At 66.1% G+C, this 16881-nt stretch carries 15 protein-coding genes; 2 read left to right on the top strand and 13 right to left on the bottom strand.

All coding sequences use genetic code 11. The features are described 5' to 3' along the window. Positions 1-2 precede the first annotated feature (2 nt). From lpxA to rpsB, 13 genes are all read right to left on the bottom strand, one after another. Positions 3-791, bottom strand: a complete 789-nt coding sequence (gene lpxA, locus DID99_RS07100) for an acyl-ACP--UDP-N-acetylglucosamine O-acyltransferase (protein WP_044843768.1) — start codon at positions 789-791, stop codon at positions 3-5. A 67-nt stretch (positions 792-858) separates the two neighbouring features. Continuing rightward, on the bottom strand, positions 859-1326 hold the full coding sequence (gene fabZ, locus DID99_RS07095; protein ID WP_006402657.1) for a 3-hydroxyacyl-ACP dehydratase FabZ: 468 nt from the start codon (positions 1324-1326) through the stop codon (positions 859-861). A gap of 130 nt (positions 1327-1456) precedes the next feature. After that, the gene (gene lpxD / locus DID99_RS07090) at positions 1457-2536 is read right to left on the bottom strand and encodes a UDP-3-O-(3-hydroxymyristoyl)glucosamine N-acyltransferase (protein ID WP_124570233.1); all 1080 of its coding nucleotides are present in this window, start codon (positions 2534-2536) and stop codon (positions 1457-1459) included. Between the two features lie 16 nt (positions 2537-2552). After that, complete coding sequence (locus DID99_RS07085) at positions 2553-3050, bottom strand: OmpH family outer membrane protein (protein WP_040144479.1); 498 nt, start codon at positions 3048-3050, stop codon at positions 2553-2555. A 64-nt stretch (positions 3051-3114) separates the two neighbouring features. Then, complete coding sequence (gene bamA / locus DID99_RS07080; RefSeq protein ID WP_044843770.1) at positions 3115-5421, bottom strand: outer membrane protein assembly factor BamA; 2307 nt, start codon at positions 5419-5421, stop codon at positions 3115-3117. Between the two features lie 64 nt (positions 5422-5485). Further along, positions 5486-6874, bottom strand: a complete 1389-nt coding sequence (gene rseP, locus DID99_RS07075) for an RIP metalloprotease RseP (RefSeq protein ID WP_124666410.1) — start codon at positions 6872-6874, stop codon at positions 5486-5488. Positions 6875-6885: 11 nt separating this feature from the next. Beyond that, complete coding sequence (locus tag DID99_RS07070) at positions 6886-8082, bottom strand: 1-deoxy-D-xylulose-5-phosphate reductoisomerase (RefSeq protein WP_124666409.1); 1197 nt, start codon at positions 8080-8082, stop codon at positions 6886-6888. A 15-nt stretch (positions 8083-8097) separates the two neighbouring features. Beyond that, the gene (locus DID99_RS07065) at positions 8098-8919 is read right to left on the bottom strand and encodes a phosphatidate cytidylyltransferase (RefSeq protein WP_124666408.1); all 822 of its coding nucleotides are present in this window, start codon (positions 8917-8919) and stop codon (positions 8098-8100) included. After that, positions 8913-9695, bottom strand: a complete 783-nt coding sequence (gene uppS, locus DID99_RS07060; protein WP_044843774.1) for a polyprenyl diphosphate synthase — start codon at positions 9693-9695, stop codon at positions 8913-8915. Before uppS ends, DID99_RS07065 begins: the two co-directional genes overlap by 7 nt. Before the next feature lie 47 nt (positions 9696-9742). After that, positions 9743-10303: a ribosome recycling factor gene (gene frr / locus DID99_RS07055; protein ID WP_006752152.1), complete on the bottom strand. Its 561-nt coding sequence runs from the start codon at positions 10301-10303 to the stop codon at positions 9743-9745. Between the two features lie 102 nt (positions 10304-10405). Next, positions 10406-11119: a UMP kinase gene (pyrH, locus tag DID99_RS07050; protein ID WP_011885142.1), complete on the bottom strand. Its 714-nt coding sequence runs from the start codon at positions 11117-11119 to the stop codon at positions 10406-10408. A gap of 156 nt (positions 11120-11275) precedes the next feature. After that, complete coding sequence (gene tsf / locus DID99_RS07045; protein WP_034188848.1) at positions 11276-12157, bottom strand: translation elongation factor Ts; 882 nt, start codon at positions 12155-12157, stop codon at positions 11276-11278. Positions 12158-12319: 162 nt separating this feature from the next. Beyond that, positions 12320-13060: a 30S ribosomal protein S2 gene (gene rpsB / locus DID99_RS07040; protein WP_006483818.1), complete on the bottom strand. Its 741-nt coding sequence runs from the start codon at positions 13058-13060 to the stop codon at positions 12320-12322. A 368-nt stretch (positions 13061-13428) separates the two neighbouring features. Here rpsB and map point away from each other — a divergent pair, with 368 nt between their 5' ends. Next, entirely contained in the window at positions 13429-14244 is an 816-nt protein-coding gene (gene map / locus DID99_RS07030) for a type I methionyl aminopeptidase (protein ID WP_021159103.1), read from the top strand. A 54-nt stretch (positions 14245-14298) separates the two neighbouring features. Next, a complete protein-coding gene (locus DID99_RS07025; protein WP_044843776.1) occupies positions 14299-16875 on the top strand; it encodes a [protein-PII] uridylyltransferase in 2577 nt (858 codons plus the stop codon). Positions 16876-16881 lie beyond the last annotated feature (6 nt).

Here is a 16881-nt window from a genome sequence, read left to right as displayed (position 1 = left end):
GCTTAGCGGATGATGCCGCGTTGGGACGCGTCGATGAACTCGACGAGCGCGGTGACCGCTGCGTCGCCTTCGCCGCCCGCGGCCGCCAGCTCGCGCAACTGCACCTTCGCTTCCTCGAGCGACAGGCCGTTCTTGTACAGCAGGCGGTACGCGCTGCGCAGCGCCGAGATCGCGTCGGGCGAGAAACCGCGCCGGCGCAGGCCTTCGACGTTGATGCCGTGCGGCTCGGCCTTGTTGCCGGCCGCGATCACGAACGGCGGCACGTCCTGCACGAGCGCCGAGGCGCCGCCCAGCATCGAGTGCGCGCCGATGCGCACGAACTGGTGCACACCGGACATCCCGCCGACGATCGCAAAGTCGCCGATCTCGACGTGACCGGCCATCTGCGCGTTGCTCGACAGGATCACGTTGTTGCCGACGCGGCAGTCATGGCCGATGTGCACATAGGCCATGATCCAGTTGTCGTCGCCGAGCGTCGTCACGCCGACGTCCTGCACGGTGCCGGTGTGGATCGTCGTGAATTCGCGGATCGTGTTGCGGTTGCCGATCACGAGCTTCGTCGGCTCGTCCTTGTACTTCATGTCCTGCGGACGGCCGCCCACCGACGCGTAATGGCCGATGCGGTTGTCCTCGCCGAGCGTCGTGTGACCTTCGATCACGCTGTGCGAGCCGATCGTCGTGCGCGCGCCGATCGTGACGTGCGGCCCGACGATCGCGTACGGCCCGATCTCGACGGACTCGTCGATCTGTGCGCCCGGTTCGACGATCGCGGTAGGATGAATCCTGGTCATGCGCCGTTGCCTCTCGATGTGATGTGTCGCGTTGCCCGCGTTACGTTACCCATGCGTGCCGCGTCGCTCAGGGCGCCGCGTCGGCCGTCTTGACCGTGCACATCAGTTCGGCTTCCGCCGCCACCTTGCCGTCCACTTCCGCCACTGCCTTGAACTTCCAGATGCCGCGGATGTAACGTTCGAACGTCACGTTCAGAATCAGCTGGTCGCCCGGTTCGACCACGCGCTTGAAGCGCGCGCCGTCGATCCCGACGAAGTAGTACAGCGTGTTTTCCGGATCCTTCGGCTGCTCTTCCGAGAACGTCAGCAGCGCGGCCGCCTGAGCGAGCGCCTCGAGGATCAGCACTCCCGGCATCACCGGCCGCTTCGGGAAGTGCCCCTGGAAGAACGGCTCGTTGATCGACACGTTCTTCAGCGCTTTGATCCCCTTGTGCGGCTCGAGTTCGAGCACGCGATCGACGAGCAGAATCGGATAGCGATGCGGCAGCAGCGTGAGGATCTTGTGGATGTCGAGATTGATTTTTTCAGTGCTCATGATGGTTCGTCTCACGCAGAGGCTGCGCGGTGGTGATGCAAAGGCTGAAGCGGGCCGCCGTGCGGCCCAGTCTGGCAAACCGGGCCGGATGCGCTGGCCGTGCCCGGTTCGTGGTCTCGCATGGTGTCGGTCAGGCGTGCGTGCCGCCCTGGGCGGCCAGCGCGGTTTCGAGCGCCTTGATGCGGTCGCGCAGCTTGTCGAGGTTGCGCACGAGCGCGGCGCTCCGGTTCCATTCGCCGTGGTCGACGGCCGGGAACGCGCTCGTGTAGATGCCGGCCTTCGGCAGCGACTTCGACACGCCCGAATTCGCCGTGATGATGACATAGTCGCCGAGCGTCACGTGGCCGGCGATCCCCGCCGCGCCGCCGATCATGCAGTGGCGGCCGATCGTCGTGCTGCCCGCGATGCCCGCCTTGCCGGCGATCACCGTGTAGGCGCCGATCCGGCAGTTGTGGGCGATCTGCACCTGGTTGTCGATCTTCACGCATTCTTCGATGACGGTGTCCGCCATCGCGCCGCGGTCGATCGTCGTGTTCGCGCCGATCTCGACGTCCGGGCCGATCGACACGCCGCCGACCTGCGGGATCTTGACCCAGCTGCCGGTGCGCGCGTCGCCGTCGCCGACGAAATCCGGCGCGAAACCGAAGCCGTCGGAACCGATCACGGCACCCGCGTGGATGATCGCGCGCGGGCCGATCTTGCAGCCGTGGTACACCGACGCGTTCGGATACAGGTGCGAGCCGGCGCCGATCGTCGTGCCGCGGCCGACGAACACGTTCGCGTCGAGTTGCACGTCGTCTTCGATCACCGCGCCGGCCTCGACCGTCACGTGCGGGCCGATCACCGCGGTCGCGGCGACCTGCGCGGCCGGATCGATCGTCGCGCTCGGATGCACGCCGGCCGCGCGCGGCGGCGTGGCGAGATCGATGAACATCTGCGCGACGCGCGCGAAGTACGCGTACGGATTCGGCGTCACGATGAAGTTGCGGCCGCTCGCGGCCGCGCCCAGCTTTTCGAGATCCTTCGGCGCGATCAGCACCGCGCCGGCGCGGGTCGTCTCGACCTGCGACAGGTACTTCGGGTTCGCGAGAAACGCGAGTTGCTGAGGGCCTGCCTGGTCGAGCGGCGCGAGGCCGCCCACCTTGCACCGGGCGTCGCCGGCGATCTCGCCGCCGAACCGCGTTACGAGTGCCTCAAGCGTCAATGCCATTCGTCGTCTGCTCCGTTCAGTTCGTCGAGCCGGACGCGAGCGCCTTGAGCACCTTGTCGGTGATGTCGATGCGCGGGCTGACGTACACGGCTTCCTGCACGATCAGGTCGTAATTCTGCTGCTCGGCGATCTGCTTGATGACCTTGTTCGCACGCTCCAGCACGGCCGCGAGCTCCTCGTTGCGGCGCTGGTTCAGGTCTTCGCGAAACTCGCGCTGCTTGCGCTGGAAGTCGGTGTCGAGCTGCGCGAGATCGCGCTGCTTCTGCGCGCGATCGGCCGCCGACAGCGACGCACCGTTCTTGTCCAGCGAATCGGACATCGACTTCAGGCGCGCCGCGAGGTCCTGCAGATCCTTGTCGCGCTTCGCGAACTCGGCTTCGAGCTTCGTCTGCGCCGCCTTGGCGGGCGCCGACTCGCGCAGGATCCGATCCGAATTGACCGCCGCGATGCGGGCGACGTCCTGAGCATGCGCCGTCGCCGCGCCCAAGGCCAGCGCAACGGTCAGCGCACACATCACTCGTTTCGAAAACTTACCGGTTAGCAAAATTACCCTCTCGTTACTGTTGTCATGCGTTCGATCAGAACGCCGTCCCGATCTGGAACTGGAATTTCTGGTACTGGTCGCCTTCGTGCTTCTGCAGCGGGAAGCCGAGGCTCAGCTTCAGCGGGCCGATCGGCGAGATCCACGCGAGACCCACACCGTAGCCGTAACGCAGGCCGTTCGCGCCGGTACTCGTGCCGCCCGGCGCGTTGCCCCACACGTTACCGCCGTCGAGGAACGTGAACACGCGCAGCGTGCGGTCGTAGCCGGTGCCCGGCAGCGGGAACGTCAGCTCGATGTTGCCGACCACCATCTTCGAACCGCCGATCGGGTCGTTCGTCTTCGTGTCGCGCGGGCCCAGCGAGCTCGGCTCGTAGCCACGCACGGAGCCGATACCGCCCGCGTAGTAGTTCTTGAAGATCGGGTACGGGTTGCCGATGCCGTTACCGTAGCCGCCTTGCAGGTTCAGGCCCAGGATGAAGCCGCGCGAGAACGAATAGTAGTACTGCGCCTGCAGGTCGGCCTTGTAGTACTGGATCTTGCCGACCGGCACGCCGTATTCGACGTTCGCCTGCGTGAAGTAGCCGCGGCTCGGGATCAGCGCGCTGTCACGCGCGTCGCGCGACCATGCCACCGTCAGCGGCACCGTGTTCGACACGCGGCCGAACTCGTTCACGTAATCCTGGTAGCTCTGCGGCGTGTTCGAGTCGACGTCGAGACGGTTCTGCTCGAAGCCCGCGCCGAAGTAGACGGTGTCGACTTCCGAGAACGGAATGCCGAACTTCAGGTTGCCGCCCGCGCTGATGATCCGGAAGCTCGAGCTCGTCGAGTAGTAAAGCGGCTGGTACGTGCGGTAGTAGACGTCGGTGATCCGCTTGATGCCGTCGACCGTGAAGTACGGGTCGACCTGCGTGACGGTCAGCGTGCGGTAGCTCTTCGCGGTGTTGACGTTCACCGACAGGCTCGTGCCCGAGCCGAACACGTTGTCCTGCGACACGCCGGCCGACAGCACCACCTTGTCCGTCGACGAGAAGCCCGCGCCCAGCGTGATCGCGCCGGTCGGCTTTTCGTCGACCTTCACGTTCACGTCGACCTGGTCGTTCGTGCCTTCGACCGGCACCGTCGTCACGTCGACGTTGGTGAAATAGCCGAGACGGTTCACGCGGTCCTTCGACAGCGCGAGGCGGTTCGAATCGAACCACGAGCTTTCGAGCTGGCGCATTTCGCGGCGCACGACTTCGTCGCGCGTGCGCGTGTTGCCGACCACGTTGATGCGGCGCACGTACACGCGGCGGCTCGGATCGACGACGAGGTTCAGGTTCACCTTGTGGTTCGCCTGGTCGATGTCCGGCTGCGCGTTGACGGTCGCGAATGCGTAGCCGTATTCACCGAGCTTGTCGACGATCGACTTCGTCGTTTGCTGCAGCTTTTCGGCCGAGAAGCGATCGCCCGGCTTGATCTTGATCAGCTTGTTCAGTTCGGCTTCGCGATCGAGCAGGTTGCCCGACAGCTTGATGCCCGACACCGTATACGGCTCGCCTTCGTGCAGCGTGACCGTCAGGTACATGTCCTTCTTGTCGGGCGAGATCGACACCTGGGTCGATTCGATGTTGAACTCGAGGTAGCCGCGGTTCAGGTAGTACGAGCGCACGGCCTCGAGGTCGCCCGTGAGCTTTTCCTTCGAGTACAGGTCGTTCTTCGTGTACCAGGAGAACCAGTTCGGCGTCGACAGCTGCATTTCGTCGCGCAGCGTGCTGGTGCTGAACGCCTTGTTGCCGATGAAGTTGATCTGGCGGATCTTCGCGCTCGGGCCTTCGGCGACCGCGAACAGGATCGACACGCGGTTCGCGTCGACCGGCGTGATCGTCGTCTTGACCTCGGCCGCATAGAAGCCGCGCGTCAGGTACTGACGCTTGAGCTCCTGCTCCGCCTTGTCGACCAGCGCCTTGTCGTAGTAGCGGCCATCGGCCAGACCCACCGCGCGCAGCGCCTTCGTCAGGTTGTCCTTGTCGAATTCCTTCGTGCCGGTGAAGTCGATCGACGCGATGGCCGGACGCTCCTGCACCTGCACGATCACGACGTTGCCCTGGGTGGCGATGCGCACGTCGTTGAAGAAGCCCGTCGCGTACAGCGCGCGGATTGCTTCGGATGCCTTGTCGTCGGTGAAGGTATCGCCCTGCTTGATCGGCAGGTAGGCGAACACCGAACCGGCTTCGACGCGCTGCAACCCCTCGATCTTGATGTCTTGCACCACGAACGGTGCCGCTGCATGCGCCGCGAGGCCGTGCGCGGCGAGCGCGGCCGCTGCAACTGTCTTAGGTACAAAGCGATGAGGTTTGAACAACGTGCATCCCCAATATTTAGCTGCATCAAATCAGGCGGCGGCCGACTGGCCGCCGCCTGACGCTTCAGAAATGGATTAACCGAGCCAGGTCGTTGAACAGCGCGATCGCCGACAACGCGACGATGCAGATCAACCCGGCTCTTTGCAGAATCAGCTGCCAGCGCTCCGATACGGCTTTCCCGGTCGCGGCTTCAACCAGATAATATAACAGATGCCCCCCGTCCAAAACGGGAATCGGCAGCAAGTTCAGCACCCCGAGGCTAATGCTGACAAGGGCGAGGAACGACAGGAAGGCCGACGGACCGAGCCGCGCGCTCTTGCCCGCGTAGTCCGCAATCGTCACCGGGCCGGACAGGTTCTTCAGCGAAGCATCGCCCGTGATCATCCGCCCGAACATCCTCAGCGAGTAAACGGCGATGTCCCACGTGCGGTGCGCGCCGAGGCGCAGACTCTCGATCGGCCCGTAGCGGACGTCGACCGACGGCGTGTGCATCGACAGCGCCGCGCCGATGCGGCCGACCTGCTGCCCCGTTTCGTCGTCGCGCTGCGCCTGCGGCACGATCGACACCGTCCGGGAGGCACCGCCGCGCTCGATCTGCAGTTCGACCGCCTGGCCCGCATGGTGCTTCACCGCGTCGATGAAGCGCGTGGCGCCGCCGATGGGCTTGCCGTCGAGCGCGAGCAGCTTGTCGCCGGCCTTCAGGCCCGCCTGCTCGGCCGCGCTGCCGGGCTGCACCGACGCCACCGACAGCGCGCCGCCGCCGGTCTCGAAGCCCAGGTGCAGCATGAAATCGTCGTCGAGCGCGCTTTCGGGAACATTGCGCAGGTCGACGCGGAAGTCGAACGTCGCCGCGCCGCCGTCGCGCGCGCCGAGCACGACCTCGCGATGATCGAACGCGGCCGCCAGCAGCTTCCAGCGCAGGTCCGACCACGAGCGCACCGGCACGGCGTCGCCGCTCTGCGCGTCGCCTACGCGCACGTCGCGGATCGATACGATCGTCTCGCTGCCGTCGAAGCCCGCGCGGGCGGCCGCCGTGCCGGCGGCCGGCGGCGCGAGCACCGCGGCCGGCTCGGTCACGCCGGTTGCGAATACAGCGGAAAACAGGACGATTGCCAACAGGAAGTTCGCGATCGGGCCGGCGGCGACGATCGCGATGCGCTTGAACACCGATTGCCGGTTGAACGCCTGGCCGAGCTCCTCGGGTTTGACGCCCGCCCCCGGCTCGCGCTCGTCGAGCATCTTCACGTAGCCGCCGAGCGGCAGCGCGGAGAGCGTCCATTCGGTGCCCGTCTTGCGGCTGACCCAGCGCGCGACGGGCTGGCCGAAGCCGATCGAGAAACGCAGCACCTTCACGCCGCACCAGCGCGCGACGCGATAATGTCCGTACTCATGCACGACGACCAGCACCCCGATCGCCACCGCAAACGCGATCAGTTCGACCAGCACGTTCATGAGCACCTCATTCAGACAGTGCGCTCCACGCGTGGCGCAGGCGCTTTCGCAATGATCTCGGCAGCGAGGCGGCGTGCCTCGGCATCTGCCGCAAGGACGTCGTCGAGCCCGTTCGGGTTGCGGTTGGGCAGTGCGTTGAGCACCGCGTCGACCGTCGCCGCGATCGCCATGAAGCCGATCCGGCGCTCGAGAAACGCTTCGACCGCGATTTCGTTCGCCGCGTTCAACGCGGCGCTCGCGATGCCGCCCTCCTCGAGCGCCTTCAGCGCGAGCGCGAGGCACGGGAAGCGCGTGTAGTCGGGCTTCTCGAACGACAGCTGGGCGATCTGCGCGAGGTCGAGCTGCTCGACACCGGCGTCGACGCGCTCCGGGAACGCCAGCGCGTGCGCGATCGGCGTACGCATGTCGGGGTTGCCGAGCTGCGCGAGCACCGAGCCGTCGCGGTACGACACGAGCGAATGGATCACGCTCTGCGGGTGGATCAGCACGTCGATCCGGTCGCCCGGCAGGCCGAAGATCCAGTGCGCCTCGATCACTTCGAGGCCCTTGTTCATCATCGTCGCGGAATCGACGGAAATCTTGCGGCCCATCACCCAGTTCGGATGCTTGCAGGCCTCGTCCGGCGTCACGTCGACGAGCGTGGCCGGCTCGCGCGTGCGGAACGGGCCGCCCGACGCGGTCAGGATGATCTTCGAGATCCCGCCGTGCTCGTTCGCGTCGCGCGGCATGCACTGGAAGATCGCGTTGTGTTCGCTGTCGACCGGCAGCAGGATCGCGCCATGGTCGCGCACGGCGTCCATGAAGATCGCGCCCGACATCACGAGCGATTCCTTGTTCGCGAGCAGGATGCGCTTGCCGGCGCGCGCGGCCGCCAGGCTCGGCGCGAGGCCGGCCGCGCCGACGATCGCCGCGACGACCGTGTCGCAGCCGTCGCTGTTCGACACGTCGACGAGCGCCTGCGGCCCGTACAGCACCGTGGTCTTGTTGCCCGCCGCGCGCAGCTTCGTCTCGACGTGCGCTGCCGTGTTCGCATCGCCGACCACCGCGACTTCGGGTGCGAAGCGCAGGCACTGCTCGACGAGCTTGTCGCCATTGCGGTGCGCGGTCAACGCATAGACCGAGAAACGCTCGGGATGGCGGGCGACCACGTCGAGCGTGCTGTCTCCGATCGAGCCCGTGGAACCGAGCAGTGTCAGACGTTTTTGCATAACAGAAATAGTGGTTTAACCAAGCAGCAGCATTGCGAGCGGCAGCACCGGCAGCAGCGCGTCGACGCGGTCGAGCACGCCGCCGTGACCGGGCAGCAGACCGCTCGAATCCTTCACGCCCGCCTGACGCTTGAGCAGCGACTCGAACAGGTCGCCGATCACGCTGTACGCAACCAGCAGCGTCAGCGCGGCCCACGCGCCGGGCATCCCGTAGCGCGTCGCGAATGCGGAAAACAGGGTCGGCTCGAACCAGTGCGCGGCCATCGCGGCTCCCGCGACGACCATCACGGCGAGCCAGCCGCCGATCGCGCCTTCCCAGCTCTTCCCGGGACTGATCGTAACGGCCAGTTTACGCTTTCCGAAGGCCTTGCCCGCGAAATATGCACCAATATCGGCCAGCCACACGACCAGCAGCAGCGAGAGCACGAACGGAACGCCCTGCGCACGCGCCGCGACGACCGCGTGCCAGCAGGCCGCGAACACCACGAGCCCGGCCGCGAGCAGGAACGGCCGCCACACGCCGCCCGCGAGTTCCGGCTTGCGCCGCAGCGAGAACGGGCCGACCAGCAGCCAGAACACGCCGGCCGCCATGAAAAGGGGACGGGACGAAGCGGCCTCGACGCCGAGCGGCGCGGTCGCCGCGAGCGCCAGCGCGGCGACGATCGCATAAACGACCGAACCGACCGCGCCGAGCTTCAGCAGGCGCGCCCATTCCCACGCGGCGAACACGAGCACGACGCCGATCAGCGCGCCGAAGGCCGCGAGCGGCGCGAACAGCGTCACCGGCAGCAACACGGCCAGCATCACGACCGCCGTGATCACACGGGTCTTCAGCATGAAAGGGAATCGGCGTTCTGCGATTGCGGTTCGAGCTGCGCGCTGGTGCGCCCGAAACGGCGCTCGCGCTCGGTATACGACGCGATCGCGTCGGCCAGCGCCGCGCCGTCGAAATCCGGCCAGTATTTGTCGGTGAAATAGAATTCGGCGTACGCGAGCTGCCACAGCAGGAAATTGCTGACGCGCTGCTCGCCGCCGGTGCGGATGAAGAGATCGGGCTCCGGCGCATAGGCCATCGCCAGGTGCGGCGCGAACGCGTCTTCGGTCACCTCGACCTCGCGGCCCTCGCGCACGGCCTGCTCGACGAGTTTCTTCGTCGCCTGCAGGATGTCCCAGCGGCCGCCGTAGTTCGCGGCGATCGTCAGGGTCAGGCGGGTGTTGCGCGCCGTCTTGGTTTCGGCGCGGCGGATCAGTTCGCGGATGCGCGGCTCGAAACGCTCGAGATCGCCCACGACGCGCAGGCGGATCCCGTTCGCATGCAGCTTGCCGATCTCGCGCTCGAGCGCGGTGATGAACAGCCGCATCAGGAACGACACTTCGTCGTTCGGCCGGCGCCAGTTCTCCGAACTGAACGCGAACAGCGTCAGGTATTCGACGCCGGCGCGCGCGCAGCCTTCGACCACCGACCGCACGGCGTCGACGCCGCGGGTGTGCCCCGCGACGCGCGGCAAGCGGCGTTCGGTCGCCCAACGGCCGTTGCCGTCCATGATGATCGCGATATGACGCGGCACGGCGCCGACGTCAGGCACGCGAACGGTAGAGCTGGTATAGGTCATGGCCGTTGAGACAGTTGCGGGAAGAAGGCGGCGCGCGAGGACGGTCGTCAGACCGTCATGATCTCGGCTTCCTTGCTCTGCACGAGCTTGTCGACTTCGGCGACGTGCTTGTCGGTCAGCTTCTGCACGTCGTCGCTCGCACGGCGCTCGTCGTCTTCCGAGATTTCCTTGTCCTTCACGAGCTTCTTGAGCGCTTCGTTCGCGTCGCGGCGCAGGTTGCGGATCGCGACCTTGGCCGTTTCGCCTTCGCTCTTGACCACCTTGGTCAGCTCGCGGCGGCGCTCTTCCGTCAGCGCGGGCATCGGCACGCGGATCAGGTCGCCGGCCGTGGCCGGGTTCAGGCCCAGATCGGCTTCGCGGATGGCCTTCTCGACCTTCGCGACCATGTTCTTTTCCCACGGCTGCACGCCGATCGTGCGTGCGTCGACGAGCGTCAGGTTCGCAACCTGCGAGATCGGCACCATCGAACCGTAGTAGTCGACCTGCACGTGATCGAGCAGACCGGTATGCGCACGGCCCGTACGGATCTTCGCCAGATCGTTCTTGAACGCTTCGATCGAGCGCTGCATCTTCTGCTCTACGCCCTTCTTGACATCAGCGACACTCATTTCAACCTCCGAACCTTCCAACCTTCAATGAACGCGGGCCGCGCCCGGTGCGCCACGCACCACGGCCGGCGACCCGCGCCGCTTGCCCGCATCCGCGGGAGTTTACACGTGGACGAGCGTACCTTCGTCCTCGCCCAGCACGATGCGCTTGAGCGCGCCCGGCTTGTTGATCGAAAACACGCGGATCGGCAGCTTCTGGTCGCGGCACAGCGCGAAGGCCGTCGCGTCCATCACCTGCAGATTGCGGCTGATCGCCTCGTCGAAGCTGATCGTCGTGTAGCGCGTGGCCGACGGATCCTTCTTCGGATCGGCAGAATATACGCCATCGACCTTGGTCGCCTTCAAAACGACCTCGGCGCCCACTTCCGAACCGCGCAGCGCAGCGGCCGTGTCCGTCGTGAAGAACGGGTTGCCCGTGCCAGCCGCGAAGATCACGACCTTGCCTTCCTCGAGCTGGCGGATCGCGCGCGGCCGGATGTACGGCTCGACCACCTGATCCATGCGCAGCGCGGACTGCACGCGCGCGACGATGCCGGCGTGGCGCATCGCGTCCTGCAGCGCCAGCGCGTTCATCATCGTCGCCAACATCCCCATGTAGTCGGCCGTCGCGCGGTCCATGCCGGCCGCACCGCCCGCGACACCGCGGAAAATGTTACCGCCGCCGATCACGACCGCGAGTTGCGTACCGAGACCCACGACTTCGGCGATATCCGCCACCATCCGTTCGATCGTCGCGCGATTGATGCCGAAGGCATCGTCGCCCATCAGCGCTTCGCCGGAGAGTTTGAGGAGGACGCGTTTATAGGCATTGGACATAGGGGCTTCCGAGCGACGAGAGGATGACAACCACGAACTGTAGGGGCGAAATACTGATTCGGGCAAGCGCCGGCGACCGGACCGGGTTTCCCGGCCGGCCGGCGGCGCCGCCGGCCGCGGCGGAGCGGACGCCCGCCGCGGATACTGCCTGACTGCTTACTGCTGCTTTGCTGCTGCGACTTGCGCGGCCACTTCGGCGGCGAAGTCGTCCTGGCGCTTCTCGATGCCTTCGCCGACGACGAACAGCGCGAACTTCTGCACGGCCGCATTCGCTGCCTTCAGCATCTGCTCGATCGTCTGCTTGTCGTTCTTCACGAACGTCTGGTTCAGCAGCGACACTTCCTTCAGGTACTTCTGGACGCTGCCGTCGACCATCTTCGCGACGATTTCAGCCGGCTTGCCCGATTCGGCAGCCTTCTGCTCGGCGACGCGGCGTTCCGTCTCGATCAGTTCCGCCGGCACGTCGGCCGACGACAGGGCGACCGGCTTCATCGCGGCGATGTGCATCGCGACGTCCTTGCCGACCTGCTCTTCCGCACCCGTGTACTCGACGATCACGCCGATACGCGCGCCGTGCAGGTACGTTGCGATCTTGTTCGCGGTTTCGAAACGGACGAAACGGCGGATCGAGACGTTCTCGCCGATCTTGCCGATCAGGGCCAGGCGGACTGCGTCGACCGTCGAACCGTCGAGCGGCAGTGCCGACAGCGCTGCCACGTCGGCCGGGTTTTGCGTCGCGACGAGTTCTGCAACCGTCTTCGAGAATGCGAGGAAGTCGTCGTTCTTCGCGACGAAGTCGGTTTCGCAGTTCAGCTCGACCAGCGCGCCTGCGTTGCCGCCGACGAACGATGCGACGACGCCTTCTGCCGTCACGCGCGATGCCGCCTTGCTCGCCTTGTTGCCGAGCTTGACGCGCAGCAGCTCTTCAGCCTTGGCCAGGTCGCCGTCGGCTTCCGTCAGCGCCTTCTTGCACTCCATCATCGGTGCGTCGGTCTTTGCGCGCAGTTCTGCCACCATGCTTGCGGTAATTGCCGCCATCATTCGCTCCTTGAGTCTGTATTCACAACGCCGCCCGCTTGGACGCGAACGGCCGAAAATCGTTTCCGGACCCGCGCCGATTCGGCGCGATCAGGTCCGGCGCACAAGCTTAAAAAAAGGGGGCCTGTTGAGAGCCCCCTTTTTGCGCCGGCTCGGGGCCAGTTACGCGTTTTCCTCGACGTACTCGTCGTCGCCACGCGCTGCCTGGACCACTTCGTTGACCGCGTTCGCACGGCCTTCCAGGATCGCGTCGGCCACGCCTTCAGCGTACAGCGCGACTGCCTTGCTCGAGTCGTCGTTGCCCGGGATCACGTAGTCCACACCTTCCGGCGAGTGGTTCGTGTCGACCACGGCGATGACCGGCACGCCCAGCTTGTTCGCTTCCGTGACGGCGATCTTGTGGTAGCCGACGTCGACGACGAAGATTGCGTCCGGAATGCCGCCCATGTCCTTCACGCCGCCGATCGACTTCTGCAGCTTGGCGATTTCGCGTTCGAACAGCAGCGCTTCCTTCTTGCTCATCTTCTCGAGCTCGCCTGCCTCGACTGCCGCTTCCATGTCCTTCAGGCGCTTGATCGATACCTTCAGCGTCTTGAAGTTGGTCATCATGCCGCCGAGCCAGCGTGCGTTGACGTACGGCATGCCCGCACGTTGCGCTTCCTGGGCGATCGTGTCACGCGACTGGCGCTTCGTGCCGACGAACAGGATCGTGCCGCGGTTCGCTGCCAGCTGGCGCACGTACTTCTGTGCGTCCGTGAACATCGGCAGCGTCTTTTCGAGGTTGATGATGTGAATCTTGTTGCGGTGACCGAAAATGAACGGAGCCATCTTCGGGTTCCAGAAGCGCGTCTGGTGACCGAAGTGGACACCCGCTTCCAGCATTTGGCGCATCGTGACTGCCATGTAAATTCTCCACGAGGGTTGGGTCTTAAGCCGGCTGCCGTACCGCCGCGCGTTCCGCGCGGCCGGCACCCTGGTTGCGCCGGCTTGCGATTCGGCACGTGCGAAACTGCCCGTGCCGCAAGCCTTTCATCCTGATGCCGTCGCGATACCACCCCACATCGGGGCATGTTCGGCATTTGGATGTCGACTTAGCCAAAGAGTATAGCACGCCGATTTGTCGGCTCTCAAGTCGCCCGCCGCTTTCGCCTGCCGCGGGGCAGCCGGCCGGACAATCCGCGAAAACCCGCACCGGCACCGCCGGCAGGGGCTGCGAGGCCCGCCATAAGGTGCGATAATCCGTCAATTCACCGCATTCCAGGCATACCTCGATGGCTATTACGCTCAAAAACGAACACGACATCGCCGAGATGCGCGTCGCCTGCCGTCTCGCGAGCGAAGTGCTCGACTTCATCACGCCGCACGTCGTCGCGGGCATCACGACCGCCGAACTCGACCGGCTCTGTCACGAATTCATGCTCAACGAGCAGGGCACGATCCCCGCGCCGCTGAACTACCAGCCGCCCGGCTATCCGCCGTACCCGAAGGCCACCTGCATCTCGGTCAACGACGTGATCTGCCACGGCATTCCCGGCGAGAAGGTGATCAAGAACGGCGACGCGCTGAACATCGACATCACCGTGATCAAGAACGGCTACTTCGGCGACACCAGCCGGATGTTCATCGTCGGCGAAGGCTCGATCCTCGCGAAGCGCCTCGTGCAGACCACCTACGAGTGCATGTGGCTCGGCATCGACCAGGTCAAGCCCGGCGCGCACCTTGGCGACATCGGCTACGCGATCCAGAAGCACGCCGAAGCGCAGGGCTACAGCGTCGTGCGCGAATACTGCGGCCACGGCATCGGCACGGTGTTCCACGAGGATCCGCAGGTCGTCCACTACGGGCGCCCGGGCACCGGCATCGAGCTGAAGGCCGGGATGATCTTCACGATCGAGCCGATGATCAACGCCGGCAAGCGCGACATCCGCACGATGCCCGACCAGTGGACGGTCAAGACGCGCGATCGCAGCCTGTCCGCGCAATGGGAGCACACGGTGCTCGTCACCGAAACCGGCTACGAGGTGCTGACCGTGTCCGCCGGCACGCCGGCACGCCCGGTGTTCGCGCAACCGGCCGCCGCGGTCTGAGCGCCGTCGCGCCCGCCCCGCCCACCCCTCACCTGCTGACCTGAACGGCCGCCCATGAGCGCTCACGCCGCCCCCTCGCCCGCAGCGCTGTCGCGGCGCGCCGAATTCAAGGCCGCCAAGGCCGACCTGCTCGAGCGCTTTCGCAGCGCGACGAACGTCACGTCGCTGATGCACGCGCTGTCGAGACTCACCGACGATGCGCTCAAGCGCGTGTGGGACGACTGCGGGCTGCCCGCGACGCTCGCGCTCGTCGCCGTCGGCGGCTACGGGCGCGGCGAGCTCGCGCCCCACTCCGACGTCGACATCCTGGTGCTGCTGCCCGATGCGCACGACCCGGCGCTCGACGCGCGGATCGAGCGCTTCATCGGGATGGCGTGGGATCTCGGCCTCGAGATCGGCAGCAGCGTGCGCACGGTCGAGCAATGCATCGAGGAGGCGTCGCAGGACGTCACCGTGCAGACCTCGCTGCTCGAGGCGCGCCGCATCGTCGGCAGCACCGCGCTGTTCGAGCGCTTCACCGTGCGGTATCACGAGGCGCTCGACGCGCGCGCCTTCTTCACCGCGAAGGTGCTCGAGATGCGTCAGCGCCACGCGAAGTTCCAGGACACGCCGTACAGCCTCGAGCCGAACGTGAAGGAGAGCCCCGGCGGGCTGCGCGACCTGCAGACGATCCTCTGGATCGCGCGCGCGGCCGGCTTCGGCAGCAGCTGGCGCGAGCTCGACACGCGCGGCCTCATCACCGATCGCGAAGCGCGCGAGCTGCGCCGTAACGAAGGATTCCTGAAGACGCTGCGCGCGCGGCTGCACGTGATCGCCGGACGCCGCCAGGACATGCTCGTGTTCGACCTGCAGACGCAGGCCGCCGAGAGCTTCGGCTACCGGCCGACGCAGGCCAAACGCGCGAGCGAGCAGCTGATGCGCCGCTACTACTGGGCCGCGAAAGCAGTCACGCAGCTGGCGACGATCCTGATCCAGAACATCGAGGCGCAGCTGTTCCCCGCGACGAGCGGCATCACGCGCGTGCTGTCGCCCGATCGCTTCGTCGAGAAGCAGGGCATGCTCGAGATCGTCGACGACGGCGTGTTCGAACGCCATCCCGACGCGATCCTCGAGGCGTTCCTGCTGTACGAGGCGACCCGCGGCGTGAAGGGCCTGTCCGCCCGCACGCTGCGCGCGCTCTACAACTCGCGCGAGATCATGAACCACACGTGGCGGCGCGATCCGCAGAACCGCCGCACGTTCATGCAGATCCTGCAGCAGCCCGAAGGCATCACGCATGCGTTCCGGCTGATGAACCAGACGAGCGTGCTCGGCCGCTACCTGCTGAATTTCCGCCGCATCGTCGGCCAGATGCAGCACGACCTGTACCACGTGTACACGGTCGACCAGCACATCCTGATGGTGTTGCGCAACATCCGCCGCTTCGCGGTGGCCGAGCATGCGCACGAGTACCCGTTCTGCAGCCAGCTGATCGGCAACTTCGAGCGCCCGTGGGTGCTGTACGTCGCGGCGCTGTTCCACGACATCGCGAAAGGCCGCGGCGGCGACCACTCGACGCTCGGGATGGCCGACGCGCGGCGCTTCTGCCGCGAGCACGGGATCACCGGCGACGACGCGTCGCTGATCGTGTGGCTCGTCCAGCATCACCTGACGATGAGCCAGGTCGCGCAGAAGCAGGACACGAGCGACCCGGAAGTCATCAAGCGCTTCGCCGAAGTCGTCGGCAACGAGCGCTACCTCACCGCACTCTACCTGCTGACCGTCGCCGATATCCGCGGCACGAGCCCGAAGGTGTGGAACACTTGGAAGGGCAAGCTGCTCGAGGACCTGTACCGCATCACGCTCGCTGTGCTCGGCGGAGCGAACCCCGACGCGCATTCGGAACTGAAGTCGCGGCAGGAGCAGGCGCTCGCGCTGCTGCGCCTAGAGACCGTGCCCGACGACGCGCACCGCGCGCTGTGGGACCAGCTCGACGTCGGCTTCTTCCTGCGTCACGACGCGGCCGACATCGCATGGCAGACGCGCGTGCTGTACCGGCACGTGAACGCCGAAACCGCGATCGTGCGCGCGCGGCCGTCGCCGATCGGCGACGCGCTGCAGGTGCTCGTGTACGTGAAGGATCGCCCCGACCTGTTCGCGGGCATCTGCGCGTACTTCGACCGCAACGGGCTGTCGGTGCTCGATGCACGTGTCAGCACGACGCGGCACGGCTATGCGCTCGACAACTTCATCGTCACGCAGACCGAACGCGACGTGCGCTACCGCGACATCGCGAATCTCGTCGAACAGCAACTCGCAGCGCGCCTGGCCGAAACCGCGTCGCTGCCGGAGCCGTCCAAGGGCCGCCTGTCGCGGTTGTCGCGGACGTTTCCGATCACGCCGCGCGTCGACCTCCGGGCCGACGAGCGCGGCCAGTACTACATCCTGTCCGTGTCCGCCAACGACCGGCCGGGCCTTCTCTATTCGATCGCGCGCGTCCTGGCCGAGCATCAGGTCGGCGTCCACGCGGCGCGGATCAATACGCTCGGCGAACGCGTCGAGGACATCTTCCTGCTCGACGGTGCCGGCCTGTCCGACAACCGCCTGCAGATCCAGCTCGAAACCGAATTGCTGCGCGCGATCGCAGTCTGAATGAAT

The sequence above is a fragment of the Burkholderia sp. Bp8986 genome (assembly GCF_003854225.1).
Taxonomy (GTDB): Bacteria; Pseudomonadota; Gammaproteobacteria; order Burkholderiales; family Burkholderiaceae; genus Burkholderia.
This window is presented reverse-complemented; position numbering and strand designations above follow the sequence as displayed.

Coding starts and splice junctions, on each gene's coding strand:
- lpxA (WP_044843768.1), bottom strand. CDS start 791: ATGACCAGGATTCATCCTACCGCGATCGTCGAACCGGGCGCACAGATC.
- fabZ (WP_006402657.1), bottom strand. CDS start 1,326: ATGAGCACTGAAAAAATCAATCTCGACATCCACAAGATCCTCACGCTG.
- lpxD (WP_124570233.1), bottom strand. CDS start 2,536: ATGGCATTGACGCTTGAGGCACTCGTAACGCGGTTCGGCGGCGAGATC.
- DID99_RS07085 (WP_040144479.1), bottom strand. CDS start 3,050: ATGTGTGCGCTGACCGTTGCGCTGGCCTTGGGCGCGGCGACGGCGCAT.
- rseP (WP_124666410.1), bottom strand. CDS start 6,874: ATGAACGTGCTGGTCGAACTGATCGCGTTTGCGGTGGCGATCGGGGTG.
- DID99_RS07070 (WP_124666409.1), bottom strand. CDS start 8,082: ATGCAAAAACGTCTGACACTGCTCGGTTCCACGGGCTCGATCGGAGAC.
- DID99_RS07065 (WP_124666408.1), bottom strand. CDS start 8,919: ATGCTGAAGACCCGTGTGATCACGGCGGTCGTGATGCTGGCCGTGTTG.
- uppS (WP_044843774.1), bottom strand. CDS start 9,695: ATGACCTATACCAGCTCTACCGTTCGCGTGCCTGACGTCGGCGCCGTG.
- frr (WP_006752152.1), bottom strand. CDS start 10,303: ATGAGTGTCGCTGATGTCAAGAAGGGCGTAGAGCAGAAGATGCAGCGC.
- pyrH (WP_011885142.1), bottom strand. CDS start 11,119: ATGTCCAATGCCTATAAACGCGTCCTCCTCAAACTCTCCGGCGAAGCG.
- tsf (WP_034188848.1), bottom strand. CDS start 12,157: ATGGCGGCAATTACCGCAAGCATGGTGGCAGAACTGCGCGCAAAGACC.
- rpsB (WP_006483818.1), bottom strand. CDS start 13,060: ATGGCAGTCACGATGCGCCAAATGCTGGAAGCGGGTGTCCACTTCGGT.
- map (WP_021159103.1), top strand. CDS start 13,429: ATGGCTATTACGCTCAAAAACGAACACGACATCGCCGAGATGCGCGTC.
- DID99_RS07025 (WP_044843776.1), top strand. CDS start 14,299: ATGAGCGCTCACGCCGCCCCCTCGCCCGCAGCGCTGTCGCGGCGCGCC.